The 25,018-nt window shown below is 60.0% G+C and carries 28 protein-coding genes, 2 tRNA genes and 1 pseudogene; 11 read left to right on the top strand and 20 right to left on the bottom strand.

The window, feature by feature from the left end; translation table 11 throughout:
• Position 1: 1 nt before the first annotated feature.
• Entirely contained in the window at positions 2-667 is a 666-nt protein-coding gene (locus tag AC0IXA_RS11175) for an RES family NAD+ phosphorylase (protein ID WP_471813094.1), read from the top strand.
• A gap of 94 nt (positions 668-761) precedes the next feature.
• Here the strand turns inward: AC0IXA_RS11175 and AC0IXA_RS11180 are convergent.
• The 6 genes from AC0IXA_RS11180 to AC0IXA_RS11205 form a co-directional block, all read right to left on the bottom strand.
• A tRNA-Thr gene (locus AC0IXA_RS11180) sits at positions 762-837 on the bottom strand.
• A gap of 426 nt (positions 838-1,263) precedes the next feature.
• Positions 1,264-2,499 carry a methyltransferase gene (locus tag AC0IXA_RS11185; RefSeq protein WP_471813043.1) on the bottom strand — a complete coding sequence of 412 codons (1,236 nt, stop codon included), beginning with the start codon at positions 2,497-2,499 and terminating at the stop codon, positions 1,264-1,266.
• Positions 2,480-3,169, bottom strand: coding sequence for an ABC transporter permease (locus AC0IXA_RS11190; protein ID WP_016772145.1), 690 nt, complete (start codon positions 3,167-3,169; stop codon positions 2,480-2,482). The genes AC0IXA_RS11185 and AC0IXA_RS11190 overlap by 20 nt, the downstream gene beginning before the upstream one ends.
• A complete protein-coding gene (locus AC0IXA_RS11195; RefSeq protein WP_471813045.1) occupies positions 3,166-3,861 on the bottom strand; it encodes an ABC transporter permease in 696 nt (231 codons plus the stop codon). The genes AC0IXA_RS11190 and AC0IXA_RS11195 overlap by 4 nt, the downstream gene beginning before the upstream one ends.
• A 77-nt stretch (positions 3,862-3,938) precedes the next feature.
• The gene (locus AC0IXA_RS11200; protein WP_471813047.1) at positions 3,939-4,691 is read right to left on the bottom strand and encodes an ABC transporter substrate-binding protein; all 753 of its coding nucleotides are present in this window, start codon (positions 4,689-4,691) and stop codon (positions 3,939-3,941) included.
• A gap of 13 nt (positions 4,692-4,704) precedes the next feature.
• On the bottom strand, positions 4,705-5,478 hold the full coding sequence (locus tag AC0IXA_RS11205; RefSeq protein WP_024011209.1) for an ABC transporter ATP-binding protein: 774 nt from the start codon (positions 5,476-5,478) through the stop codon (positions 4,705-4,707).
• Positions 5,479-6,021: 543 nt separating this feature from the next.
• Here AC0IXA_RS11205 and gabP point away from each other — a divergent pair.
• On the top strand, positions 6,022-7,413 hold the full coding sequence (gene gabP / locus AC0IXA_RS11210) for a GABA permease (RefSeq protein WP_016772141.1): 1,392 nt from the start codon (positions 6,022-6,024) through the stop codon (positions 7,411-7,413).
• Positions 7,414-7,491: 78 nt separating this feature from the next.
• Here gabP and vapC read toward each other — a convergent pair whose 3' ends face one another.
• The 5 genes from vapC to AC0IXA_RS11235 all read right to left on the bottom strand — a co-directional run bounded on the left by vapC (position 7,492) and on the right by AC0IXA_RS11235 (position 10,129).
• A complete protein-coding gene (gene vapC / locus AC0IXA_RS11215; RefSeq protein WP_016772140.1) occupies positions 7,492-7,890 on the bottom strand; it encodes a type II toxin-antitoxin system tRNA(fMet)-specific endonuclease VapC in 399 nt (132 codons plus the stop codon).
• A complete protein-coding gene (vapB, locus tag AC0IXA_RS11220) occupies positions 7,890-8,120 on the bottom strand; it encodes a type II toxin-antitoxin system VapB family antitoxin (RefSeq protein WP_024011210.1) in 231 nt (76 codons plus the stop codon). The genes vapC and vapB overlap by 1 nt, the downstream gene beginning before the upstream one ends.
• A 165-nt stretch (positions 8,121-8,285) precedes the next feature.
• Positions 8,286-8,738 (bottom strand): hypothetical protein, encoded by a 453-nt coding sequence (locus AC0IXA_RS11225; protein WP_471813050.1) that lies wholly within the window; start codon positions 8,736-8,738, stop codon positions 8,286-8,288.
• 6 nt (positions 8,739-8,744) lie between these two features.
• Positions 8,745-9,158 carry a hypothetical protein gene (locus AC0IXA_RS11230; RefSeq protein ID WP_016772137.1) on the bottom strand — a complete coding sequence of 138 codons (414 nt, stop codon included), beginning with the start codon at positions 9,156-9,158 and terminating at the stop codon, positions 8,745-8,747.
• A 29-nt stretch (positions 9,159-9,187) separates the two neighbouring features.
• Entirely contained in the window at positions 9,188-10,129 is a 942-nt protein-coding gene (locus tag AC0IXA_RS11235; RefSeq protein WP_471813052.1) for an alpha/beta hydrolase family protein, read from the bottom strand.
• Positions 10,130-10,161: 32 nt separating this feature from the next.
• Between AC0IXA_RS11235 and AC0IXA_RS11240 the strand changes: the two genes are divergently transcribed.
• Positions 10,162-10,446, top strand: coding sequence for a hypothetical protein (locus tag AC0IXA_RS11240; RefSeq protein WP_471813054.1), 285 nt, complete (start codon positions 10,162-10,164; stop codon positions 10,444-10,446).
• 17 nt (positions 10,447-10,463) lie between these two features.
• Positions 10,464-10,754 carry a YceK/YidQ family lipoprotein gene (locus AC0IXA_RS11245; RefSeq protein WP_186548453.1) on the top strand — a complete coding sequence of 97 codons (291 nt, stop codon included), beginning with the start codon at positions 10,464-10,466 and terminating at the stop codon, positions 10,752-10,754.
• A gap of 12 nt (positions 10,755-10,766) precedes the next feature.
• Here AC0IXA_RS11245 and AC0IXA_RS11250 read toward each other — a convergent pair whose 3' ends face one another.
• The 6 genes and pseudogenes from AC0IXA_RS11250 to AC0IXA_RS11275 form a co-directional block, all read right to left on the bottom strand.
• Positions 10,767-11,114: a hypothetical protein gene (locus tag AC0IXA_RS11250; RefSeq protein ID WP_471813056.1), complete on the bottom strand. Its 348-nt coding sequence runs from the start codon at positions 11,112-11,114 to the stop codon at positions 10,767-10,769.
• Positions 11,115-11,209: 95 nt separating this feature from the next.
• Positions 11,210-11,285 (bottom strand) — tRNA-Phe (locus AC0IXA_RS11255).
• A 91-nt stretch (positions 11,286-11,376) separates the two neighbouring features.
• The gene (locus tag AC0IXA_RS11260; protein ID WP_016772129.1) at positions 11,377-11,649 is read right to left on the bottom strand and encodes an oxidative damage protection protein; all 273 of its coding nucleotides are present in this window, start codon (positions 11,647-11,649) and stop codon (positions 11,377-11,379) included.
• Positions 11,646-12,713, bottom strand: a complete 1,068-nt coding sequence (gene mutY / locus AC0IXA_RS11265) for an A/G-specific adenine glycosylase (RefSeq protein ID WP_039756580.1) — start codon at positions 12,711-12,713, stop codon at positions 11,646-11,648. The genes AC0IXA_RS11260 and mutY overlap by 4 nt, the downstream gene beginning before the upstream one ends.
• On the bottom strand, positions 12,710-14,926 hold the full coding sequence (locus AC0IXA_RS11270) for an AsmA family protein (protein ID WP_471813058.1): 2,217 nt from the start codon (positions 14,924-14,926) through the stop codon (positions 12,710-12,712). The genes mutY and AC0IXA_RS11270 overlap by 4 nt, the downstream gene beginning before the upstream one ends.
• Before the next feature lie 78 nt (positions 14,927-15,004).
• A pseudogene (locus AC0IXA_RS11275) lies at positions 15,005-15,219 on the bottom strand (GNAT family protein); the annotation flags it as partial.
• A gap of 232 nt (positions 15,220-15,451) precedes the next feature.
• On the opposite strand from AC0IXA_RS11275, the gene AC0IXA_RS11280 reads away from it, so the two are divergent.
• From AC0IXA_RS11280 to AC0IXA_RS11310, 7 genes are all read left to right on the top strand, one after another.
• Positions 15,452-17,116 carry an OFA family MFS transporter gene (locus AC0IXA_RS11280; RefSeq protein WP_016772126.1) on the top strand — a complete coding sequence of 555 codons (1,665 nt, stop codon included), beginning with the start codon at positions 15,452-15,454 and terminating at the stop codon, positions 17,114-17,116.
• Between the two features lie 264 nt (positions 17,117-17,380).
• Positions 17,381-17,974: an imidazoleglycerol-phosphate dehydratase HisB gene (gene hisB, locus AC0IXA_RS11285; RefSeq protein WP_016772125.1), complete on the top strand. Its 594-nt coding sequence runs from the start codon at positions 17,381-17,383 to the stop codon at positions 17,972-17,974.
• Entirely contained in the window at positions 17,974-18,612 is a 639-nt protein-coding gene (gene hisH / locus AC0IXA_RS11290; protein WP_016772124.1) for an imidazole glycerol phosphate synthase subunit HisH, read from the top strand. The genes hisB and hisH overlap by 1 nt, the downstream gene beginning before the upstream one ends.
• Positions 18,613-18,873 (top strand): DUF2164 domain-containing protein, encoded by a 261-nt coding sequence (locus AC0IXA_RS11295; protein WP_016772123.1) that lies wholly within the window; start codon positions 18,613-18,615, stop codon positions 18,871-18,873.
• A gap of 103 nt (positions 18,874-18,976) precedes the next feature.
• On the top strand, positions 18,977-19,726 hold the full coding sequence (gene hisA / locus AC0IXA_RS11300; RefSeq protein ID WP_471813061.1) for a 1-(5-phosphoribosyl)-5-[(5-phosphoribosylamino)methylideneamino]imidazole-4-carboxamide isomerase: 750 nt from the start codon (positions 18,977-18,979) through the stop codon (positions 19,724-19,726).
• 93 nt (positions 19,727-19,819) lie between these two features.
• Positions 19,820-20,590: an imidazole glycerol phosphate synthase subunit HisF gene (gene hisF, locus AC0IXA_RS11305; RefSeq protein ID WP_016772122.1), complete on the top strand. Its 771-nt coding sequence runs from the start codon at positions 19,820-19,822 to the stop codon at positions 20,588-20,590.
• A gap of 73 nt (positions 20,591-20,663) precedes the next feature.
• Positions 20,664-21,419: a substrate-binding periplasmic protein gene (locus AC0IXA_RS11310; RefSeq protein WP_217864618.1), complete on the top strand. Its 756-nt coding sequence runs from the start codon at positions 20,664-20,666 to the stop codon at positions 21,417-21,419.
• On the opposite strand, the gene AC0IXA_RS11315 is transcribed toward AC0IXA_RS11310, so the two are convergent.
• The 3 genes from AC0IXA_RS11315 to AC0IXA_RS11325 form a co-directional block, all read right to left on the bottom strand.
• Positions 21,400-22,803 (bottom strand): Vps62-related protein, encoded by a 1,404-nt coding sequence (locus AC0IXA_RS11315; protein ID WP_471813064.1) that lies wholly within the window; start codon positions 22,801-22,803, stop codon positions 21,400-21,402. The genes AC0IXA_RS11310 and AC0IXA_RS11315 overlap by 20 nt on opposite strands.
• A gap of 85 nt (positions 22,804-22,888) precedes the next feature.
• Positions 22,889-23,665, bottom strand: a complete 777-nt coding sequence (locus tag AC0IXA_RS11320) for a divergent polysaccharide deacetylase family protein (RefSeq protein ID WP_315434812.1) — start codon at positions 23,663-23,665, stop codon at positions 22,889-22,891.
• Between the two features lie 2 nt (positions 23,666-23,667).
• Positions 23,668-24,987 carry a S41 family peptidase gene (locus AC0IXA_RS11325; protein ID WP_039756590.1) on the bottom strand — a complete coding sequence of 440 codons (1,320 nt, stop codon included), beginning with the start codon at positions 24,985-24,987 and terminating at the stop codon, positions 23,668-23,670.
• Between the last annotated feature and the right edge of the window lie 31 nt (positions 24,988-25,018).

Below are 25,018 nucleotides of genomic sequence, written 5' to 3' on the forward strand. Positions count from 1 at the left end.
GCTGGTGGATGTGCCATGGCCGCGGGCGTATCGCATCGTCAACAGCAGCTTCCCGCCGATTGCACTGTTCGAAGACGTGCTCGACGCCGAAGACCTCGAAGTTGCCTACGCAATTGAAGCGCTGACCAACGATCGGCTGGTCGAACAGGCTGGCGTACTGGCCCGCGTACGTCCCGAAGATCGCCTGTCCGGCCCTGGTTCCAGCCCGGTGATGGCCGCGTTCACTCACGTCGGCAAACGCAGCCGTTTCAGTGACGGCACCTTCGGCGTCTATTACGCCGCCAGCAGCCAGAGTGCGGCCATCGCTGAAACCTGTTTTCATCAGGAACGCTTTCTCGCGGCGACCCGGGAAGCCGATCTCGAATTGACCATGCGTACTTACATCAATCGGGTGGTAAAGCCGCTGCATGACGTTCGCCAAGGCTATGAACATTTGCATCAGCCCGATCCGGAAGCCTATGGGCCATCGCAGGTATTTGCGCGACAGTTGCGCGATGGTGAATCGTGGGGCTTGCTCTATAACAGCGTGCGGTTGCCCGGGCATGAATGCGTTGCAGCGTTCCGCCCGCCGGCGGTATCGATTCCGAAGCAGGGCAAGCATTTGCGCTATGTCTGGAGTGCGAACGAGCAGAGGATTTCGTATGTGCTCGAAATCAGTCAGGTGTGAAACGCAAAAAGCCCTCGCATCCGCGAGGGCCTTGTGAGCTCCAAACGCCAGAAACAACAAAGCCCCGGCATTTCTGCAGGGGCTTTGTTTTGTATGGTGCCGGCACCAGGAGTCGAACCCGGGACCTACTGATTACAAGTCAGTTGCTCTACCAACTGAGCTATACCGGCGTGTGGGCGACGATTATAGCGATTGGGTAGATCCTGTAAACCCCTGAATTCAGACTATTTTTGCATTCCGGAAAAATCAGGCCGTGCGCAAATTTATACGCAGCTTTTGTATCTCACGCGCGGTAAGGCATTTATGCAGGGCGTACAGTTGAGTCTGGGCTTTCGGGACCCTTTAGTTATTCACTCGGCTAGCCCAATATTCGTCGGTTATGTCGTTTTGATTGGCAGCTTATGCACAACTGAGAGGCGCGAGTACTGCTTGGGCGAGGTTTTGTGAAGCCATTCTCATCTTGTTCGCAAATCCCTGTTTTACCGGTTTTTATTTATGTGAACAAAAAATGACCAGTGTTGTTAAGTCGACGAAACAGGGGCAGATATTGGATCCACGGCAAATCCATCAACAGAGTTATCCACAGGCTTTAATATTTAAGCGCGCTCGGCGAGGAGCAGTAAGTTACGCGGTGTGAGTGAGGTGTCGCAAAAGGTGCCGAGGCGTACGACGTATCCCTGTTCTGCGAGGAAAAGTGCCCGATCCAGATTCAGCCAAAGCTCCAGCGGTCGTCGGAACAAACCGCGAAGCAATTCGAGGTTGCGCACTTCGACCAACCGCTGCCAACCGGCGGCTTCGAGTGTCCACCAATCTGGCGAGCCGACTGTGGATAACTCTTTGAGCACAGCCAGATCGCGACAGTAATCAGCGAACGGTTTGTCCAGCCAGGCGCTGGGCAGGGAGGGCGTTGACAGGTATTCATCGACGCCGCGCACTTGCCGTTGCAGCAGGTCGAAAGCCAGGCGACGAGTCATCGAGGTGTCGCGCTGACGTCGGACGCGCGCACCGGCGGTGACGGTTTCGCTCATCGGCAACGCCAGATCTTCCAGCGACAGGTGTAGGAGTGATGCCGATCCTGCGCAGGACAAGGCCTGATATTCGTTACGACTGATGCGGCTGTAGCAGCAGGGCGCGATCGCCATTTGCTGGCAACCTGCGGCACTGGCCAATTGCATCAAGCGCACATGAAGATCACCGCAGGCGTGGAGGGCGATGGGTGTGTGCGCGGCGTTCAATACGGCTGGGGCATCCGCCGCGAGTACATCCTGTTCGACATGCAGGGCGTGCAAGTGATGACGCTGACTCAGTGCCTGACCGCTGGCGACCAATAAAGGATCGTATTCAACGCAAGTCAATTGTTGCCCGGCACCCAACAGGCGGCGTCCCAGATGCCCTTTGCCGGAGCACCAGTCCAGCCAATGCGTCGGCTGCGAGGCGAAAGACAAGCGACTGGCAAACGCTTCAATCTGCTGCCACTTGCGCCCTGGAACATCGACATTCAATCGATGGCCCGCAGGTTCCAGCGCATGCCCTGGCAACTCACCGACCGCGCTCAACTCTGCCGACAACTTCGCCAATGAAGCGAACGGCTCTGGCGCATCGACAAGATCAGCAGGATGGTTATGCGCGCGTTCTGCATCTTCCAGCGACCGCTCGCGTAGCCACGCAGACAACTCCGCGTAGGATGCTTCCCATGGAAGTTGTAGGTGAGTGAACGGCCGAGGTTTCCACAGTGCCTGATGCTCAATCAAAAAAGCATCCAGCGCGGTGAAGCGGGCGAGTAGGGCCTCGCCCGTCAGCACGTGGGACGTTTCAGCGGCCTTGGCAGGCATCGACGCGCAGCCAGCGTTCCAGCAGCTTGAAGCCGCGAACCAGCACGTAAGCCATGACCAGATAGAACACGCCGGCGGCAAAGAAAATTTCCACCGGCAGATAGGTGCGCGCAATGATCGTGCGCGCCATGCCGGTCAGTTCCAGCAGGGTCACGGTGCTGGCCAGCGCGCTGGCCTTGAGCATCAGGATCACTTCGTTGCTATAGGCCGGCAGGCCGATACGCGCGGCACGCGGCAGGATGATGTAGAACATCGCTTTCGGCCTGGACATGCCCAAGGCCCGCGCGGCTTCAATTTCGCCCGGTGGAATCGCCTGAATGGCACCGCGCAGAATCTCGGCGATGTACGCCGCCGTGTGCAAGGTCATGGTCACGGTCGCGCACCAGAACGGATCGCGCAGGTAGGGCCACAACGCGCTTTCACGCACCGCGTCGAACTGCGCCAGGCCGTAATAGACCAGGAACAGCTGCACCAGCAGCGGCGTGCCGCGGAAAAAGAAGATGTAGGCGTAAGGCAGCGAGCGCACGTACCAGCGCTTCGAAGAACGGGCGATGCCCAGGGGAATGGCGAGCAGCAGGCCGGCGATGACCGCGATGGCGACCAGTTCCAGCGTCAGGGTCGCGCCCTGTGCCAGTTTCGGCAGCCACTTGATGATGACTTCCCAGTTCATTGCGCGCTCCTCGCAAAGCCGCGAGCGGCGCGTTTTTCCAGAAAGTGCATGCCGGCCATCGCCAGCACGGTCAGGCCCAAATACATGATCGCGGCGACCATATAGAAGGTGAACGGTTGTTTCGACACGGTCACGCCGATTTGCGCGTGGCGCATGATTTCTTCCAGGCCTATGACCGAGACCAGCGCGGTGTCTTTCATCAGGATCATGAACAGGTTGCCCAGGCCCGGTAGGGCGATGCGCCACATCTGCGGCATGATCAGCCGGGTAAAAATCCGCCATTTCGACAGGCCCAGGGCCTGGCCGGCCTCACGGTGACCTTTGGGAATGGCCAGCAGGGCACCACGAAACACTTCCGTGGCGTAGGCGCCGAAGCACAGACCCAGTGCGATCACGCCGGCGGCAAAGGCGTTGAGTTGCAGGTCGGGGTTGCCAAAATACTCACCAAGGGCGCGCATCAGGTTGACCGTACCGAAGTAGATCAACAGCACCCAGAGCAATTCCGGGACGCCGCGTACCAGCGTCGAATAAGTGCCGCCAAGCCATTGCAGCGGCTTGTACGGGGAAGTCTTGGCCAAGGCGCCGAGCAGGCCGAGCACCAGGCCCAGGCACAGGGCGGTGAGGGCCAGTTGGACGGTCATCAGCGCACCGGCGGCAAGCGCCGGGCCGAATCCGTAGAGGTCGATAATCATGGGTTTCTGTTCAAATTGCGGCAGGCAAAGTCGGGAGCCGGCGCCGCTCGATCACGGCGCCGGTCCCACAGGTCAGATCAATAGATGCTGAACGGGAAGTACTTGTCGTTGATTTTCTTGTAGGTACCGTCAGCGACGATTTCCTTCAGTGCGGCGTTCAGCTTGTTACGCAGTTCGTCGTCACCCTTGCGCACCGCGATGCCGATCTTGTCGCTTTCCACCACCGGATCGCCCTTGAACTCGTAGTTCTTGCCGGCGTCGGTTTTCAGCCAGTCATAGTTGGCGTACTTGTCGGCGAGGATCGCGTCGACACGACCGGAGGTGAGGTCGAGGTAGGCGTTTTCCTGGGTGTCGTAGAGGCTGACCTTGATATCGTCACCGTAGGTGTCTTCCAGCCAGGTGCCGGCCAGCGTTGCGCGCTGGGTGCCGATGGTCTTGCCCTTGAGCGAGTCCTTGTCGGTCTTGAAGTCGACGTTTTTCGGCGCGATGAACTGCAATTTGTTCGAGTAGTACGGATCGGTGAAGTCCACCGCTGCTTTGCGCTCTTCAGTGATCGACAGCGAGGAGATCAGGAAGTCGAATTTCTTCGCGTTCAGCGCCGGAATGATGCCGTCCCAGTCAGAGGTGACGACGGAGCATTCGGCTTTCATCTTTGCGCACAGGGCGTCGCCGATTTCCTTGTCGAAGCCGACCACCTGGCCGCTCGCGTCTTTATTGTTGAACGGCGGGTAGGCTGCTTCGATGCCCATTTTCAGGGTTTCAGCCATGGCACCGGCGCTGAATGCGAGGGTGACGGCTGCGGCCAGGAAGACCTTCTTGAAATTCTGCATGCATGTTGCTCCGTTAGCGGTTGCTGGACATGAATTGTTTGCAGCGCGCCGAAAGCGGGTTGTCGAACACCTGCTGTGGCGATCCTTGCTCTTCTATAAGGCCCTGATGAAGGAACACCACTTCGCTGGAGACCTGGCGGGCGAAGCCCATTTCGTGGGTCACGAGCAGCATGGTGCGGCCTTCTTCGGCCAATGCGCGGATGACACTAAGTACTTCCTGAACCATTTCCGGGTCAAGCGCGGAGGTGGGTTCGTCGAACAGGATCACCTTCGGCTGCATTGCCAGCGTGCGGGCGATGGCGGCGCGTTGTTGCTGGCCGCCGGACAATTGCGCCGGGTAGGCGTGGCGCTTGTCAGCGATGCCGACCTTGGCCAGCAACGCTTCGGCGACTTCGATGGCCTCGGCCTTGCTCTGGCCGAGCACGCGGCGCGGGGCCTCGATGACGTTGTCGAGCACGCTCATGTGCGGCCACAGATTAAAGTTTTGAAATACAAAACCAATTTCCGAGCGCAGGCGATTGATCTGTTTGCCGTCGGCGGCGACCAGTTCGCCGTTCTTCGCGGCCTTGAGCTTGAGTTCTTCACCGGCCACGAGGATCTGGCCCTGATGCGGGTTTTCCAACAGGTTGATGCAGCGCAGGAACGTGGACTTGCCGGAACCGGAAGAGCCGAGGATCGAGATCACGTCGCCGTCGCGGGCGGTCAGCGAGATGCCTTTGAGCACCTCCAGCTGTCCGTAGCGTTTGTGCAAGTTGCGGATTTCAAGCGCGGGCGTGGCCTCAGCCATGTGCGTTCCTCATATATGTTGCGCTCCTGCTGTTGGCGGGCCTTCCTGGCGAGGCGGCCAAGCTAGCATAGCGTTTCAATGGCAGCCAACAGCGCTACGAGCGGTAAACGGGTGGCATGTGGCGGGTTGTCGCATCGGCGCAGCAGACTGTCGCCCCATCAACAACCGAACGGGTGTTTGATCATGCAAACCCGTGGGTGCCGCGTAAAAAAAGGCGCGATGTTGCCAGCTTTGGCGGGGTGTTGGAAGCGCTATCCGGCCGAACGTTCCTTATTCGCCCTTTTTCTGTGCGTCGCACACTTTTTCTGTGTGTTTCTGGTGCGCGGATTCGTCTTGAAAGTGAGTCGCCGGGTAACGTTCTGGCGAATAGCCATTAAACTCAAAGACTTGCATCGGATGCCGGAGCCCCCGGCACTCAAGGACTTGAAACATTTTGGCGCAAATGTTGCGTGCAGAATAAGGAACAGGCCGTTGGATTCTTTTTACGAGAAAGAATTTTCAGACGCGCCGGATGCACTCGCTTTCCTTGCAAAGGTAGTCTCTATGAGCAGTACCCCAAGCTCCACTGGCCTCGAACAGGGGCTCAAACCGCGTCATGTGACCATGTTGTCGATCGCCGGTGTGATCGGCGCCGGCCTGTTCGTCGGCTCCGGCCACGCCATTGCTGCCGCCGGCCCGGCCGTGCTGCTGGCTTACGCCGCCGCCGGTACGTTGGTGGTGTTGGTGATGCGCATGCTCGGCGAAATGGCCGTGGCTTCGCCGGACACTGGTTCGTTCTCGACTTACGCTGACCGCGCGATCGGTCACTGGGCCGGTTTCACCATCGGCTGGTTGTACTGGTGGTTCTGGGTCCTGGTGATTCCGCTGGAAGCCAACGCCGCCGCGACCATCCTGCATGCGTGGTTCCCGGGCGTGGACATCTGGGCTTTCGCGCTGGTCATCACCATGCTGCTGACCGTGACCAACCTGTTCAGCGTGAAGAATTACGGCGAGTTCGAGTTCTGGTTCGCCCTGATCAAGGTGTTGGCGATCATCGGCTTCATCGGCCTCGGTCTGGCGGCGATTTTTGGCTTCCTGCCGACCAGTCAGGTCAGCGGTGTGTCGCATCTGTTCGACAGTGGCGGCTTCCTGCCCAACGGCATGGGCGCTGTGCTGGGCGCGATCCTGACCACCATGTTCTCGTTCATGGGCACCGAGATCGTCACCATCGCGGCGGCGGAATCGAAGGACCCAGGCAAGCAGATCTCCAAGGCCACCAACTCGGTGATCTGGCGGATCGGCCTGTTCTATCTGGTTTCGATTTTCATCGTGGTGGCGCTGGTGCCGTGGAACGATCCTACCCTGGCCAACCTCGGTTCCTACCAGACCGTACTTGAGCGCATGGGCATTCCCAATGCGAAGATGATCGTTGACATCGTCGTACTGGTCGCGGTGACCAGTTGCCTGAACTCGGCGCTGTACACCTCGTCGCGCATGCTGTTCTCCCTCGGCAAACGCGGCGATGCCCCGGCCATGTCGACCCGCACCAACAAGAGCGGCACGCCTTACTGGGCGGTGATGCTGTCCACCGGCGCTGCGTTTCTCTGCACCTTCGCCAACTATGTGGCTCCGGCAGCGGTGTTCGAGTTCCTCCTGGCCAGCTCCGGCGCCATCGCCCTGCTGGTGTACCTGGTGATCGCCTTCTCGCAACTGCGCATGCGCAAGCAGCGCATGGCGCGCGGCGAGAAGATCGTCTTCAGCATGTGGCTGTTCCCGGGGCTGACCTGGGCGGTGATCATCTTCATCGTCGCCGCGCTGACCATCATGCTGTTCCAGGAAGCCCACCGCGTGGAAATCCTTGCCACGGGCCTGCTGAGTCTGATGGTGGTAGCCGCTGGTCTGCTGGTGTCGCGCCGTCGCAAGCTGGAGAAGCGTGGTGCGGTGGTGTTGAACTGATCTGCAACGCGTGATGTAAAAACGGCCGCTGTCAGGGATGACTAGCGGCCGTTTTTGTTTCTGAGCTTTCCAGTCAGGTTAAACCCAGTCCTCGATTCGCAAACCGGAAACGCGTTGAAACTCCCGTACGTTGTTCGTCACTACAATGAGTCCAAGTGAGCGTGCGTGGCCAGCGATCATTTGGTCGTATGGCCCGATCGGCGTTCCAGCCTTCGCGAGTTCAGATCGAACCATCCCGGCCTGTGCGGCTGCGTCGTTATCGAAAGGCAAGACATCCAGTCGCGCGACAAATCCTTCAACAATTGCCAGATTTTTCTCCGGGGCCGCCGACTTTTCAGCACCGTAAATAAGCTCCATAAGCGTGATAGCGCTGATGCACAACTGCCCGGAATGTCGATTGAAGGCTTCCCGGACAATTTGTGGTTTGTTCTTGATGGTGAAGATGCAGATATTTGTATCCAGCATGTACTTGATCATCAGAACGACTCGCGCTCCTGTTCAGTGGGTTGCTCACGGTTAGCCATGAAATCAGGGCTGACGCTGTCGCCATCAAACCAGCTATCCCAGCTTTCTCCAGCAGGCGTAATGACGCGTGTTCTGCCAATCGCGATGACTTCCACTCGTTTAACGTCGCCGGGCATCGCAACTGCCTTTGGCAGTCGGACTGCCTGACTTCTGTTGCTCATGAAAATTGTGGTCTGCTCCATATTCGAGCTCCCGGGTCTGTTCCTGTGATTAGCTCAGGATAGATCGTGCTGGGGATATGTCAATGGGATATACATCGTCACCGGACAAAGAGTAGCTAGGCCATCCAAACAAAAACGGCCGCTGTCAGGGATGACTAGCGGCCGTTTTTTGTTTCTGAGAAGGGCTTATTCGCTCTTGTCTTCCTGGGGCTCTACCGACTTGCCATAAACATCCAGCGCCACGCCGAAATCCGTAATGAACTGCGGCTCGCTCAGCCAGGCTTGGGCTTGTTCGATGGTCATGCCGTCGGCCCACATGCGGTAGTCGATCAGCATGTCGGCGGCCAGGTGGGTGGCGGCCATGCCTTCGTTGTCGGCGTTTTCCATGTCGAGCAGTTCAGGATGGTCGACGATGATGAAGGCCAGTTCGCGCAGCAGGGTCAGCAACATTTCGTTGCGGCTGACGGCTTCGGCGTCGCGCATTTTGCTGAACATCGCCAGGGTGTATTCCGGGATCGGCTCGGCGAGGTGGCCGAGATCTTCGTCCTGATCCAGCGGTTTGCGCCCGACCATGCGGATCTGCTTGGCTTTGGCCTTGGCGCGTTTGGCGCGTTTCTGTTGCTTGTTCAGGGATGCCATGGGAGCTCAGTTCTTCTGTTGGGTTTGTGCAGCGATCGCGTCGGATGCCGCTACATAGTCAGCCTGGAATGCCGGGGATTCGATCCACGCCAGCGCGCCGGCCTCGTCGGTTTCCTGCGACCACTGGCGATACTCGATCAGCGCGGCGAGGATGAAATCCATCGCGCCTTCTTCACCTTCCTGCTCATAGACCAGTTCCAGCAGCGGATCTTCAAGGAACGCGGTGCACATGGCCTGTTGGCTGATCTTCTCGGCGTCGATCATTTTCTTGAACAGCTCGGTCAGGTCCACCGATTCGAAATCGATGCGGTCGTCGTTCGGGTCCAGCTCGACCGGCGCTTCGGCACGCTTGGTGCGGTTCTGCTTGGCCTTGGCTTTGGCCCGGGTGGCGCGTTTTTGCTGCTTGTTGGCGGAGGCCATGATGTGTTCCGTCGTGCGTTGAGAGGGGCTCAGCTGCGTGGCACTTGTCGGCCGGGTGTATCGGCGGCCAGTGCGCCGGTCTGCAGCCAGGTCAGAGCAATTGGCCATAGTGTGGCTTGGTATGCGCTGCGAAAAAAGCCGAAATGTCCGACTTGTCGTTCGCCGATGTCCTGCGGCGCAATGCGCAGATGGGTTTTTGCCGCGTTGCTGAAGTAGCCGAGCAGGCGTTCGATCGCCGGGATCGTTCCGTAAGGATCATCGCTGAGGCTGATGGCGAGGGTCTGCGCGCGGACGCCATCGAAGGGCAGGGCGCCCGCCTTTTTCATCAGTGCGCGACCGCTTGGGCGTTGCTCGTAACGTGCGGTGGGCGTGCTCCAGTCGCGGACTACGGCGGTTGGCGTGTCCTCCAGCCAACCTAGCCGTTTGCCGGGGAAATAGCCGCAGAGCAGCGCCATCAAAGGCATGACTACATGCCACTTGCCGAACATCCGCCAGCGCTGTTCAGGGGCGTAATCGCGCCAATAAGCGAACTGCGCACCGACGGTTACCAACCGTCGGATCACTTTGCCCGACTCCGCCAAGCCCGCCGCGCAACCACCGAAGCTGTGGCCAACCACATCGATTGGCTGACCGGGAAACTCCTGCTGCGCGCGTTTGAGCATCGCTTCGAAATCCAGCGCGCCCCAGTCGGTCCACGAGGCACGCAGCCCTTTGATCGATTCGCTGCGGGATTCGCCGATGCCCCGGTAGTCGTAGGTCATCACGTCGAAGCCGTGGCAGAACAGATAGGCCGCGAACCGTGAATAGTGCCGACAGCGCACGGAGGTGGCGGCGTTGATGATGACCACTGGGCGCTGTGGATCGGGCGAACTGTGGCGCCAGGTGAAGCCGCCGAGTGCGTAGCCGTCGGCTGCGTTCTCTATGAACGATTCGCCAATGGTTACCGGGTCGGTCGAAAGGCATTTGTTCATAAGTGCTCGGCCTTTGCGAAGGTGGATCGAGAATGAGCCTGGAACTGGCGCCGACCAACATACGGAACGCAGTGCGTTCCGAATTCAATGTGATCGAATTGGTGACGCGCTGCGTCACGATTTACATAAGTCCGAGAGACAGTTCATTTCACATCCGCTCCAGTTCATGCAACGCGCAGCGGCGTAATGCCAACATGACCGCGTTCGAATGCGCCGTCGCGCAACAGGCAATCTGGTTTAACCGATATGCCGAGTCAGCAGGTAGAGCAGTCACGAGCGAAAGGCACGAGTACAATCCCGCGCCCAGTATTTTGTGACGTAAGGAAGCGCTGTTTTGAAAGGGATTCTGCGAATTGGCTGTGTCATAGGCCTGGCACTGCTGTTGGTTGGCTGCGGAACGTTTATCGGGCGCTTGAATGATGGTCTGTCCGACGCCGAATATTACCGAGGGGTCGATGGCGGCCTACACCTGCTCGGTGTTCGGGGAGGAGGCAGCGATGGCATGCCGGCAGCGATCATCTGTTACATGATGATCGTCTGCCCGGTCATCACTGTTGTATCCCTGCCAGTGGATGCCGCTGTGGATACAGTCTTGTTGCCCGTCGATTACATCAACACTCTGTGAAGGCGGCATGCACTATTGACTTGTGCGCTTGCGCTTCGGCCTCTGCTCGCGCACCCGCCCTTTGCGATAAATCCACAACCCAAACACACCAATGGCCAGCATGAATGCCGTCCAGAAGCTCTGCCAAACGAACTCGAACCAGTATCGCCGAGGTTGCAGTGCCAAGGTGTAGGTGCTGCGCGGCCCACGATTGTTGGTGGTAATGGAGCCGCTGATCCAGCTTTCGATCAGCATGTAGATTGAAAGGCAGACGGCAATGGCAATCAGCACGCCGGCGATGACGGTCAGCCAATAACACAAGCGGCTTTGCCGATACGGCGGAGGATGGGGCAGGGGGACGCGGGTTCGTTTCTGATTCATCGAGTGATGGCCCTTTTCCGTAAAGGGTAAGCAGTGTCCATCAAATCCCGGACATAAAAAAACCCTGAATCTTGCGATTCAGGGTTTTCGGTATTTGGTGCCCAGAGACGGAATCGAACCGCCGACACGGGGATTTTCAATCCCCTGCTCTACCGACTGAGCTATCTGGGCAACGGGGCGCATTAAAAGGGTTTTTCGGATTTACGTCAACGACTTTTTGAAAATTTCTTAAATTAATTCCGTCGCTTACGAAATCTGCGGGTTATTCGGCGGGCGGCACGTAGCCTTCGGCCTTGGCGTATTCCTCGCCGGAGAAGTACTTGTCCATTTCTCCCTGCAGGTATTTGCGATCTTCGGCGTTCATCATGTTCAGGCGCTTTTCGTTGATCAGCAGGGTCTGGTGTTTCTGCCAGTCGGCCCAGGCCTTGGCCGAGACGTGGTCGAAAATATCCTGGCCCTTGGCACCTGGAAAAGGGGCACGTTCCAGCGCGGGCAGTTCTTCTTTGTACTTGCGGCACATTACGGTGCGGGTCATGGCGATTCTCCTGCATTCAAGACGGCGGCCGCGCGTTCGAGCAAGGTCTTGACCGGGGCAGCAAGGCCCAGGCGCGGCGGGGTGGCGAGGTTATACCAGAGCCAGTCGGCCTCGGCCACGTGATGGCTGGCTTCCTGCACCTGAACCAGCCACGGTTCGATGGACAACTGGAAATGGCTGAAGGTATGCACCAGGCTCGGCAGCGCCTGCTGCTGGCCCATGGTCAGCGAGTGCTGATCGGCCAGATGCTGCAGATCTTCCAGATCATCCAGTTCCGGCAGGCTCCACAAACCGCCCCACAGGCCCGTCGAGGGGCGGCGATAAAGCAGAATCGCACCTTCGCCGTTGGCGAGCATTGGCATCAGCGTGCGTTTCTGCGGGATGGCCTTGCGCGGCTTGGGAATCGGATAACGGGTTTCCAGGCCAAGCATGTGCGCTTCACAGCCACGCTTGAGCGGACACAGCAGGCAGCTCGGCTTGCTCCGCGTGCAGAGTGTCGCGCCAAGATCCATCATCGCCTGGGTGTAAGCGTTGACCCGATCATGGGGGGTAAAGCGCTCGGCGTTGGCCCACAGCTGTTTGGCGACTTTCGGTTCGCCGGGGTAGCCCTCTTGCGCCGTGAAGCGCGCCAGTACGCGTTTGACGTTGCCGTCGAGGATTGGCGCGCGCAGGCCCATGCTGATGCTGGCGATCGCCCCGGCGGTGGACAGGCCGATACCTGGCAGCTCGGTGAGTTTTTCCACGTCGCGCGGGAATTCGCCAGCGTACTGGCTGACGACGATCTTCGCGGTCTTCTGCAGATTGCGTGCGCGAGTGTAGTAACCCAACCCGGTCCACAGGTGCAGCACCTCGTCTTCCGGCGCTGCGGCCAGCGCTTCGACTGTTGGCAGCGCCGCCATGAAACGCTCGAAATAGTTGAGCACGGTGCTGACCTGAGTCTGCTGCAACATGATCTCGGACACCCAGACCCGATACGGATTGATGTCCTGCTGCCACGGCAAGTCGTGGCGGCCATGGCGGTCGAACCACTCCAGCACCGCCGTGGAAAATTGCTCCGCTGTCATCGCTTGAACAGCCCCTTCAACGCGTCTTTCAATTCCGGGCTGACTTTGTCGCCCAGTTTTTCGTCGATTTTCTCGCTGAGCTTGTTGCCAGCCATCTTGCTGGCGACCTGACCGAGACGGTCATTGTCGACGCGGCAGGCCTTGGCGCCCAGTTCCAGCGGGCCACGGCAGCGCAGTGGCCACTCGATGCCGACGAATTTCTCGCCGACCTGACAGGCCGGGTCGGGCATGGCGCTGGTGTCGCCCTCGACGATGATGCCGACGCGGTAGTCCATGCCGAGCACGCGCAGGTCGATGTCGCCGTCACCGTTGACGGTCATGCCGGGGATGCGCACTTTCAGGTCGGGGTTGCTGGCGACGCCGTTGCGCACGGTCAGGTTGCCCTTGAGCTCTTCGAACGGCGTGTCCTTGCCCCGTGGCTCGCCGCTGAGGGATTTGCGATTGAGGGTGGCGATGCCTTTGCACAATTGCTGTTCAAGGTTGGCGTTGAGCAGCACGCCGTTGTTGATGACGAAACTGGCGTTGCCGTTCAGCGTATCGATCAGCGCCTGCTGGCTGTTGCCGCTGCCGGTGAGGCTGCTGGTCAGCGTTACCAGACCTTTGACCGGCGGATTCTTGCCTTGGCTTTCGATGATTTTTTCCGCCGGCACGCGGTTGAGCCGGGTCTGCAGGTTGAGCACCGGCGCGCTTGGGCGCACGTCGAGTGTGCCGTTGGCGACGAAGCCGCCGTTGTACAGATCACCGCTCAGGTTAGTCAGCGTCAGCAGGCCGCCCTGGCCGGTGGCTTTGAGCGCGGCGTTCTGGATCGGCAGCTTGTCGAGGGTCAGTTGGCCGAAAGTCAGGTCGGCATCGACGTCGAGTTTGGCCAGGCGTTCGACCGGTAGCAGGCGCTCGGTGCTCCAGGCGGTTTTGCTCGGTTTGTCCGGCAGCGGCGTGGTGCCTGCGACGGCGCCGGCCTCGGTGCTGGCGACTTCGGCCTGACGGGTTTGCGTGGCGCTGTTGGCCTGGGCCGATTTCGGTGGCAGGTAACGGTCGACGTTGAACGTGTCGGCCTTGAGAATCGCGCGCAGCGATTGTTTGGTGAAGTCCTCGATGGCGATGCGGCCGCTGAAGCTGCTGTCATCGAGTTTCAGGTTGATGTTGTCGAACGACAGGCTGGTCGGAGTGGCAGCAACGCGGCTGACCAGTTCGACCTTGCTCAGGCTGCCTTCGCCCATCGCCGGCAGTGTCTGGCCGATGCTGTCGACGAATTTCGCCAGATCGAACTGGGCAATGGAAATGCCGCCGCTGATCTGTGGCGTCTTGTCGAGGTCGTTGGCTTTCAGCTCGCCCAGGGCGCGCAACTGGTTGGCGGAAATCTTGATGCCGGTCCATTCGGCGACATTCGCTGCCTTGTCCAGCAGCAACTGACCTTGAGCGGAGAAGGTCATGGTCTTGCCTTGCAGCGGATCGCCAGCGAGTTCGCCGGTCAGCTTCAGGTCTTCGAACTTGTAACGCTGCAAGGCGCGCTCGAAGCGCAGCTCGCCGTTGAGCTCGGTGCGCACGCGCAGTACCGGTTGGTTGGTGCCAAGGAACGCGGTGGCTTTCACCGGGATATTGGTCGAATCGTGTACCGGGCCGGTGCTCAACTGAATGCTTTCGGCACTGAACTGCTTGCCGGTCAGCTCATCGGTGTATTCAACGCGGGCGTTGTTGACGGTCAGGCTGTCGATGTCGAGGCGGATCGGTTGCGCCGGTTTTTCCACGGCGACGGTCGGCTCGCTGGCGGTCGCGCCCGCTGTGGCGGATGGAGTCGAGCCCGGCGCCACAGGCACCTTGCCGATGTCTTCCCAGTTGCCGTGGCCGTTCTTGTCACGGTTCAGGCGCAGGTTGAGGCCTTCGACGCGCACGTCGCTCATCTGCACTTCGCGGCGTAACAACGGCAGCACGCGCACGGACAGGCCGAGCATCTGCAAGTCGGCAAACGGTTCGGCAGGTTTGGCCAGGGTAGCGACGCTGGCTTCGTGCAATTCCAGGCCGAGCCACGGGAACAGGCTCCAGCCGATATCGCCATTGAGCGTCAGCTCGATGTGGGCCTTGTCGCGGGCAATCTGGCGGATCTCGTCTTTATAGTCGTTGGGATCGAAGAGGTGGGTCAGGGCAAAGCCTGCCGCCACAATGATCAGCAACAGCCCGAGAAGTACCAGACCCAGGATTTTGCCGAACGCTTTCATGGGCGAGTCCTTGTAGTTAGTCGAATTGGTCATATGGCCGGGGAGTATAGCGCTGCCGGCACCCGGTTCGGTGCGGCGTCATCTGCCGAGGGTCGGCGGCGGCACCTGCAACTTCGCCACAGGGCCTGCGCTTGAGGATGCCCGGCGGGCGCCAGAGGGCGCAATCCGGCCCCCGCTTGCGACGCCATTTTTTGCGCTTGGTTCACCCGTCGTTCAGTCACGCCCAGGCGACGGGTAACTTTTCACACGCATAAATGGGACAAGTAGCAAACGGCGTGGTGCCTTTGCAGACGCGGGGTTGACGGCTTCCCGAGTCGTACGAGAACAGATGACTTGAAAAAAGGTGATATCAGTTTGGTTTTTCTGTCACCTGAGAATGGTAACCTTCGCTAGTTCGTCCGCCCGTCTGCGACTTAACGTCGCGCCTTCAAGGAGCTTCACCTAAAAAAACGGTCATGCCCTGCGTGCATAAGGCCGAGGGTGAGCAGTGGCTGGCGAACCATACTAACAATTGGGGGATACACAATGAGCACGAGCATCACGGCGGACGGCCTCAAGGCCGACCAGCCTGCGTTCCTGTCCAAGGAACGCATCATCGCCAAGCCCGGTTTCAACCGCTGGCTGGTTCCACCGGCCGCTTTGGCCATTCACCTGTGCATCGGCATGGCCTACGGCTTCTCGGTGTTCTGGTTGCCGCTGTCCAAGGCACTCGGCGTTACCGCGCCGGTGGCTTGCGCGCCGGACATGAGCTTCATCGCACAGGTATTTTCGTCGAACTGCGACTGGCCGATCTCCATGCTCGGCTGGATCTACACGCTGTTCTTCATCTTCCTCGGCTGCTCGGCAGCGATCTGGGGTGGCTGGCTGGAACACGCCGGGCCTCGTAAAGCGGGCGTGGTCTCGGCCTTGTGCTGGTGCGGCGGTCTGCTGATTTCCGCGCTGGGTATCTATACCCACCAGATCTGGCTGATGTGGATCGGCTCCGGCGTGATCGGCGGTATCGGTCTGGGCCTGGGCTATATCTCGCCGGTGTCGACCCTGATCAAGTGGTTCCCGGACAAGCGCGGCATGGCGACCGGCATGGCGATCATGGGCTTCGGTGGCGGCGCGATGGTCGGCGCACCACTGGCGACTGCACTGATGAGCCACTTCGCATCGCCAGAAGGCGTGGGCGTATGGCAGAGCTTCGTGGCCATGGCGGCCATTTACTTCGTGTTCATGATCGGTGGCGCACTGTCCTACCGCGTGCCGCCAACCGGCTGGAAACCTGAAGGCTGGACCGCTCCGGCGAAGAAAGCGTCCAACGCCATGATCACCAACCGTCACGTCCACGTGAACGTAGCGTGGAAAACCCCGCAATTCCGTCTGGTCTGGCTGGTGCTGTGCCTGAACGTGTCGGCGGGTATCGGTATCCTCGGCATGGCTTCGCCACTGTTGCAGGAAGTGTTCGGCGGCAAACTGCTGGGCGTCGATGTACCGTTCGGTCAACTCGACGCTGGCCAACTGGCCTCGATCGCGGCGATCGCAGCGGGCTTCACCGGTCTGCTGAGCCTGTTCAACATCGGTGGCCGCTTCTTCTGGGCCTCGTTCTCCGACTACCTGGGCCGCAAGAACACTTACTTCGTGTTCTTCGCGCTGGGTTTTGCCCTGTACGCGCTGATTCCGAACATGGGCCATCTGGGCAACGTTGCGCTGTTCGTGGCGGCGTTCTGCATCATCCTGTCGATGTACGGCGGTGGTTTTGCCACCGTTCCGGCGTATCTGGCCGACCTGTTCGGTACGCAGATGGTCGGTGCGATCCACGGTCGTCTGCTGACTGCCTGGGCCGCTGCCGGCGTGCTCGGTCCGGTGCTGGTCAACTACCTGCGTGAATATCAGTTGAGCATCGGCGTGGAACGCGCTGCCGCTTACGACATCACCCTGTACATCCTCGCCGGCCTGCTGGTGCTGGGCTTCCTGTGCAATCTGATGGTGCGCCCGGTGGCCGACAAGTACTTCATGACCGACGCCGAACTGGCCGCCGAACAGGCGCTGGGCCACGACAAGGGTGCCGATGCCAGCACCGTTCTGGAGTGGAAAGCGGCGCCGGGCACCAAGCCTCTGGCGATCGCGGCATGGCTGGTGGTGGGTATTCCGTTGGCGTGGGGTGTGTGGGTGACCCTGCAGAAGACGGCGGTACTGTTTCACTAAGCATTGGTGCACCTGAGAGGTAGTGTCAGGTGCATTGGATTCAAGCCGAAAAGATCGCAGCCTTCGGCAGCTCCTACAGTCAGTGTTCGCATGCTGAAAGAGTAGGTGCTGCCGGAGGCTGCGATCTTTTTGCTTGTATGGACATGTCTACCCGCGACAGCCGGGCGTTCTATCCGTCAGGCATCTCACCTCTCGTGTTTCTGTTTGCTTCCTGCGTGCCTATAATGGCTGCCTTTTTCGCCCAATGATTTTGCGGAGCTGGTGATGGCCGAACGTAAGGCGTCTGTCGAGCGCGACACTCTGGAAACCCAGATCAAAGCCTCGATCAACCTTGATGGCACCGGAAAGGCCCGATTCGATATCGGTGTACCTTTTCTTGAGCACATGCTGGACCAGATCGCCCGTCACGGGTTGATCGACCTGGATATCGAATGCAAGGGCGATCTGCATATCGACGACCACCATACGGTGGAAGACGTCGGTATCACCCTCGGCCAGGCGTTCGCCAAAGCCATCGGCGACAAGAAAGGCATCCGTCGCTACGGCCATGCCTACGTGCCGCTCGATGAAGCGCTGTCGCGCGTGGTGATCGATTTCTCCGGTCGCCCGGGCCTGCAGATGCACGTGCCGTACACCCGCGCCACCGTCGGCGGTTTCGACGTTGACCTGTTCCAGGAGTTTTTCCAGGGCTTCGTCAACCACGCGCTGGTCAGCGTGCACATCGACAATCTGCGCGGCACCAACACCCACCACCAGATCGAAACCGTGTTCAAGGCTTTCGGCCGCGCACTGCGCATGGCCGTCGAGCTGGACGAGCGCATGGCCGGGCAAATGCCGTCGACCAAAGGCGTTCTGTAATGCAGACGGTTGCAGTTATCGACTACGGCATGGGTAACCTGCACTCGGTGGCCAAGGCTCTTGAGCACGTCGGCGCCGGCAAGGTGCTGATCACCAGTGATGCGAACGTGATTCGCGAAGCCGACCGCGTGGTATTCCCGGGCGTTGGCGCGATTCGCGATTGCATGGCGGAGATCCGTCGCCTCGGCTTCGATTCGCTGGTCCGTGAGGTCAGCCAGGATCGGCCGTTCCTCGGCATCTGTGTCGGCATGCAAGCCCTGCTCGATACCAGCGAAGAGAACGCCGGCGTCGACTGCATCGGCCTGTTTCCGGGCGCGGTGAAATTCTTCGGCAAGGATCTGCACGAAGACGGCGAGCACCTGAAGGTCCCGCACATGGGCTGGAACGAGGTGAAGCAGAACATCAGTCACCCGTTGTGGCATGACATCCCGGATCTGGCGCGTTTCTACTTCGTGCACAGCTACTACATCGCCGCCGCCAATGCGCGGCAGGTGGTAGGCAGCGGTCATTACGGTGTCGATTTCGCTGCAGCGCTGGCCGACGGTTCGCGTTTCGCCGTGCAGTTCCACCCGGAGAAAAGCCATACCCATGGCCTGCAACTGCTGCAGAACTTCGCTGCGTGGGACGGTCGCTGGTAAATGGCTGTCAAGAAATCCAAACCGCCGATTCTGACCCTCACTCCCGAGCAGGAGAGCGAGGCCAGTCGCAAGATTCAGCGGTTCATGGAAGACCGTTTCGAACTGGATCTGGGTTCGTTCGAGGCGGCGGAAATTCTTGAGCTGTTTACCCGCGAGATTGCTCCGCACTATTACAACAGGGCGATTTTCGATGTGCAGACCCACCTCAAGGAACGGTTTGAAAGCATCGAAAGCGACCTGTGGGCGCTCGAAAAAAATTAAGAGCAGCGGCAAGCGTCAAGCTGCAAGCTGCAAGAGATAGACGCGCGTGCGCGCTCGCAGCTTATGGCTTGCAGCTTGCCGCTCTTTTGACGAAGGAAAAAGCATGCTGATTATTCCCGCTATCGATCTCAAAGACGGTGCCTGCGTACGTCTGCGCCAGGGCCGCATGGAAGATTCCACGGTGTTCTCCGATGACCCGGTGAGCATGGCTGCCAAGTGGGTGGAGGGCGGTTGCCGCCGTCTGCATCTGGTCGACCTGAATGGCGCGTTCGAAGGCCAGCCGGTCAACGGCGAAGTGGTCACGGCGATCGCCAAGCGTTACCCGACCCTGCCGATCCAGATCGGTGGCGGCATCCGCTCGCTGGAAACCATCGAGCATTACGTCAAGGCGGGCGTGAGCTACGTGATCATCGGCACCAAAGCCGTAAAAGATCCGGCGTTCGTTGCTGAAGCCTGCCGTGTGTTCCCAGGCAAGATCATTGTCGGTCTGGATGCGAAAGACGGTTTCGTCGCCACCGACGGCTGGGCTGAGATCAGCACCGTGCAGGTCATTGACCTGGCCAAGCAGTTCGAAGCCGACGGCGTGTCCTCGATCGTTTATACCGACATCGCCAAAGACGGCATGATGCAGGGCTGCAACGTACCGTTCACCGCTGCGCTGGCCGCTGCCACCAGGATTCCGGTGATCGCTTCCGGCGGCATCCATAACCTGGGAGACATCAAGTCGCTGCTCGACGCCAAGGCACCGGGCATCATCGGCGCGATCACGGGCCGCGCGATCTATGAGGGCACTTTGGATGTTGCAGAGGCTCAAGCTTTTTGTGATGGCTACGCGGCCAGCTCCAAGTTGTAAGCTGCAAGCTGCAAGTTAGAAACTCGACCGCGATCGGCTCTTTCCTGCAGCTAGTAGCTTGAAGCTTGCAACTCTTAATCGGAGATTAAGCCCATGGCGTTAGCCAAACGCATCATCCCTTGCCTGGACGTGGACAACGGCCGGGTCGTCAAAGGTGTGAAGTTCGAGAACATCCGCGACGCCGGTGACCCGGTGGAAATCGCCCGTCGCTACGACGAGCAGGGTGCCGACGAGATTACCTTTCTCGACATCACCGCCAGCGTCGATGGGCGTGACACTACGCTGCATACCGTCGAGCGCATGGCCAGCCAGGTGTTCATTCCGCTGACCGTCGGCGGTGGCGTGCGTACCGTGCAGGACATCCGCAACCTGCTCAATGCCGGCGCGGACAAGGTGTCGATCAACACCGCCGCCGTGTTCAATCCGGAGTTCGTTGGCGAAGCCGCGCAGCATTTCGGCTCGCAGTGCATCGTCGTCGCCATCGACGCCAAGAAAGTCTCCGGCCCCGGCGAAACCCCGCGCTGGGAAATCTTCACCCACGGCGGGCGCAAGCCGACCGGCCTCGACGCGGTCGAGTGGGCGAAGAAAATGGAAGGCCTCGGTGCTGGCGAAATCCTCCTGACCAGCATGGATCAGGACGGCATGAAAAACGGCTTCGACCTCGGCGTGACCCGCGCCATCAGCGACGCGCTGGGCATTCCGGTGATCGCTTCCGGTGGCGTCGGCAATTTGCAGCATCTGGCCGACGGCATTCTCGAAGGCCATGCCAGTGCGGTGCTGGCGGCAAGTATTTTCCACTTCGGCGAATACACCGTGCAGGAAGCCAAGGCCTACATGTCGCATCGCGGCATCGTCATGCGCTAAAGCGTACAGGCCAGTGGACAGCATGGCGCGCCCAAGGCACTCTTGGGCACGCCATGGATTCCGGTAGCCCGACATGATCAAACGCCTGCTTGTTGTTCTCGCCAGCGCCTCGTTGTTGTTCATCAGCAATGCCCGGGCCGAAACCAGTCCCGACACCGATCTGGTGCTGCTCACCGAGAACTTCCCGCCGTACAACATGGCGAAGAACGGCAAGAATTTCGCCCAGGGCGACAACATCAACGGCATTGCCACGGACATCGTTCGCGAGATGTTCCAGCGCGCCGGCCTCACTTACAGCCTGACCCTGCGTTTCCCCTGGGAACGTGTCTACAAGCTCGCCCTGGAAAATCCCGGTTACGGGGCCTTCGTCATGGCGCGCCTGCCCGATCGCGAAAGATTGTTCAAATGGGTCGGCCCGATCGGCCCGGATGACTGGATTCTGCTGGCCAAGGCTGACAGCAAGATCACCCTCGACACCCTCAACGACGCGCGCAAATACAAGATCGGCGCCTACAAGGGTGATGCGATTGCCGAGACACTCACCAAGCAAGGCCTCAAACCGGTGGTGGTGCTGCGCGATCAGGACAACGCTAAAAAGCTGCTCAATGGCCAGATCGATCTGTGGGCCACCGGTGATCCTGCCGGCCGTTATCTGGCACGGCAGGATGGCGTGACCGGCCTGAAGACCGTGCTGCGCTTCAACAGCGCCGAGTTGTACCTGGCGCTGAACAAGGATGTTTCCGATGAGGTGGTCAACAGGCTACAGACCGCGCTGGATCAGTTGCGCAAGGAAGGCGTGGTCGATGAAATCATGGCGCGCTATCTGTAACGGCTGACTCGTCAGGCTCTGCCAGGGCGGCGCTGATTTCGCCCTCGGTCGCAGGCGCAAGCACAGTCTGATTTTCGACCGCCTCCGGCTCAGTTGCGACGATGATTTCAGGCTCGGTTGGTGCGTACTGGCTGATGTGCAGGCTATTGCCATCGGTGTAGCTGAAACCCTCCGTCACTGCCGTGCCGTCCGCGCGCACCAGTCTGTATTCGCTCTGGGCCAGGTAGGCGGCCACTGAGCGGTTTTTGTCCACCACTGCAACCACTTCGATGGTCGCAGTATTGAGCCATTCATTCGAATGCAGTTCGCATTGGGTGAAATCGTGGCCCAGCCGTGCGGAAAACATCAGCGCGCCGTGCTGACGGGTTTGCCATTGCGCGCCGAATTCGATGCAAGTGGTTTGAGTGAAAGTACGCAAGCCGCCAGTACGCTGGGCGCGCTGCGCATTCCACCTGAATATCTGGCTGTCGTTGCCACTGTTTCGTGCGTGACCGACGAGGATGTAGCGATCCTTGCGTTCAAGCAGATAGAAGGGCGAGTGACGCCATTGCTCAGCGGCGGTGTAACGCGGATCGTTGACCGTGAACCAGGGAAGGCTGGCGGTGTAAGTCGCATCGTCCGTTGCCTCTACAGGTGTTGGCGTCTCGCCGCAGAGCACCGGTAGCGATGGGCGTGTAGACATCTGCAGGCCGATCTGCAAGCGCAAGCAGTAGACCGGGAAACTGGCCGGTCGGGTGTAGTCACTCAGGCTGAAAAAACTGCCCGATGCCAAGTAGACTTCGCCCGGCAAAGCGGCTGGAGGAACGGCGCTCCAGGTGCTGACGCGCTGTCGGGCCTTGCTGCCCTTGTCGTCCCAGAGCAGATCGGTGGTATTCGACGCGATCACCAGGTCTTCGCGAACGCAGCGCACCGCGTTGAGCGACGGTTTTTCATGATCGTTCGAGCACACCGACCCCAGCGCTACGTAGCCTGCGGGAGCTAGCGGTCGCCAGATCGACAGATCTCTTTTCGAGCCTGATCCGGAGTCCTTCCAGACCAGCTCGTAATCATCGGGACGTCGCAGTGCCCTGCCTTTGGTGGGGTCAGTGCTGGCGATGTCTGCCTCACAAACAACAGCGACCACGCGCTCGCCGTTGATGTTGCCAACGCCTCTGGTGACGAAGTCGCCCAAGGGGAAATAACCGGGCAGCGCGTCGGGAGCCGGGGTCGGGCGCCAGAACGACGCGGGTCTGGCCGACAAACCGTTGGTATCCCAGATGCGCAGAAATTCTGTTGTGAAGTTGATCAGCAGGTTATCGATGCGGATCGGTTCAGTCCGCCCAACGGGCGGGATAATCGGGGCGTTATTTGTCATGGGCACTCCTGATAGTTGCAAGCGACTCAAAGGAGCCGCGACCTGTTGCAGGTCTCACTATCCGGAAGGGGGAGGGGCGTTCGGTGGTAACTATGTATTGCAACGTGACCGGGTGTTACCGGTAAACGCCATCCTTGCCATGCCCGGCCATGGCGCGGTTGCTGCGCACGCTGATCATCTGCCGGATATCGATCCAGTCGATGCCCTGCGCTTTGAGCTTGGGTAATTCGCGCTCCAGCACCGCCAGGGTCTGCGGATACGGATGGCCGATCATCACCGCTGAACCCTGTTTGTGCGCCAGGGCGATCGCGGTCTGCAACTGAGTGGCAATGGCCGCTTCGGTGCGCTCATCATCGAGAAACACGTCTCTGGAAACGCTGGCCAGATCGATTTTCTGCGCCTGCTGCGCAGCGACCGTTTGAGCGCTGGTGCGGCTGTCGACGAAGAACTTGTGCCGACGCTGCAATTCGCCCATCAACCACGCCATCGCCGCAGGCTGCGCGGTCATGCGGCTGCCCATGTGATTGTTGATGCCGGCGGTGAACGGGACTTTTTCAAACGCGGCATTCAGGCGTTTCTGCAGCTCTTCGATGGGCAGTTCGGGGTGCCAGGCGTACGGCCCGGTGGCCGGGTCCATGGGCATGTGCAGGATGACGATCTTGCCGGCGCGATGGGCTTCGCGGGCAAATTCGGTGGCGTGTGGGGTATCAGGCATGATCGCTGCCGTGACCGGGCCGGGCAGGGCGAGCACGCGACGATCCCGGGGCAGGTTCTGCCCCAGGTCATCGATGATCAGTGTCAGGTATGCCTTGTGCGGCGAGGAGCTGGCGGGCTCTGCTTGGGCAAAACCCGCCAGACAGCACAACAGAACGCAGAGGGAACGCAGCAACATCCTCAGCGGCCGGACGTGATGCTCAGGCCTTTGAGCAGGCTCAGGGCCTGGGCCAGTTGGTAATCGTCATCCTGCGGCATCGCTTTGGCCTTGCCGCCGGAACCGCTCGGTTTGTCGGCGCCGCCGTTGCCGTTGCCCAAATGACCTTGCAGATCGGCTTCCTTGAAGTATTCGCTGTCGGCTTCGTTGGTGATCTTCGCGCGGCGCACTTCGATGTCCGGCACGATGCCCTGAGCCTGGATCGAGCGGCCGTTCGGCGTGAAATACAGCGCGGTGGTGATCTTCAGCGCGCGGTCGTTGTTCAGCGGCAGCACGGTCTGCACCGAGCCCTTGCCGAAACTGGTGGTGCCCATGACCACGGCACGTTTCTGGTCCTGCAGGGCACCGGCGACGATTTCCGAAGCCGAGGCACTGCCGCCGTTGATCAGCACGACCATCGGCACCGCTTCGCTTTCGTCCTTGCCGGTGGCGGAGAAGCGCAATTCGGAGTTGGCGATGCGGCCCTTGGTGTAGACGATCAGGCCTTTGGTGATGAAGTGGTCGACCACTTCCACCGCCGATTGCAGCACGCCACCCGGGTTGTTGCGCAGGTCGAGAATGATGCCGTTGAGCTTCTTGCCGTTGTCCTTGCGCAGCTTGGCCAGGGCCTTGGAAACTTCTTCGCCGGTCTTGACCTGGAACTGGGTGATGCGGATGTAGCCGTAGCCCGATTCCAGCAGCTGCGCCTTGACGCTTTTCACCTGAATCACTGCACGGGCCAGGGTCACGTCGAACGGCGTGCCGCCATCGCGAACCAGGGTCAGGGTGATTTTCTGGCCGATCTTGCCGCGCATCTTGTCGACGGCTTCGGTCATGGTCTGGCCGCGGGTTGGCTGGCCGTTGATCTTGACGATGAAGTCGCCAGCCTGAATACCGGCCTTCGACGCCGGGGTGTCGTCGATCGGCGAGACAACCTTGATGAAGCCGTCCTCGGCGCCGACTTCGATGCCCAGGCCGCCGAATTCACCGCTGGTGCTTTCCTGCAGCTCGGTGAAATCTTCCGGGCCAAGGTAGGCCGAATGCGGATCGAGGTTGCTGAGCATGCCCTTGATCGCGTTTTCCAGCAGGGTCTTGTCGTCCACAGGCTCGACGTACGCGGCTTTGATCCGGTCCATGACCTCGGCGAAGGTGCGCAGCTCTTCCAGCGGCAACGGCGCCTTGGCGGTCGCGGCAGTGCCTGCCGGAGCGACGGTCGGGGCCGGTTGCGCGGCGAACGCCAGAGGCGCGCCGATCACCAGGGCGATCGTCAGGGCCAGCGAGGTAAGGCGGGACAAATGCAGCATGTCGAACGAACTCCTGAATTAGATGGTGCGC

Source organism: Pseudomonas sp. AC083, from assembly GCF_979253165.1.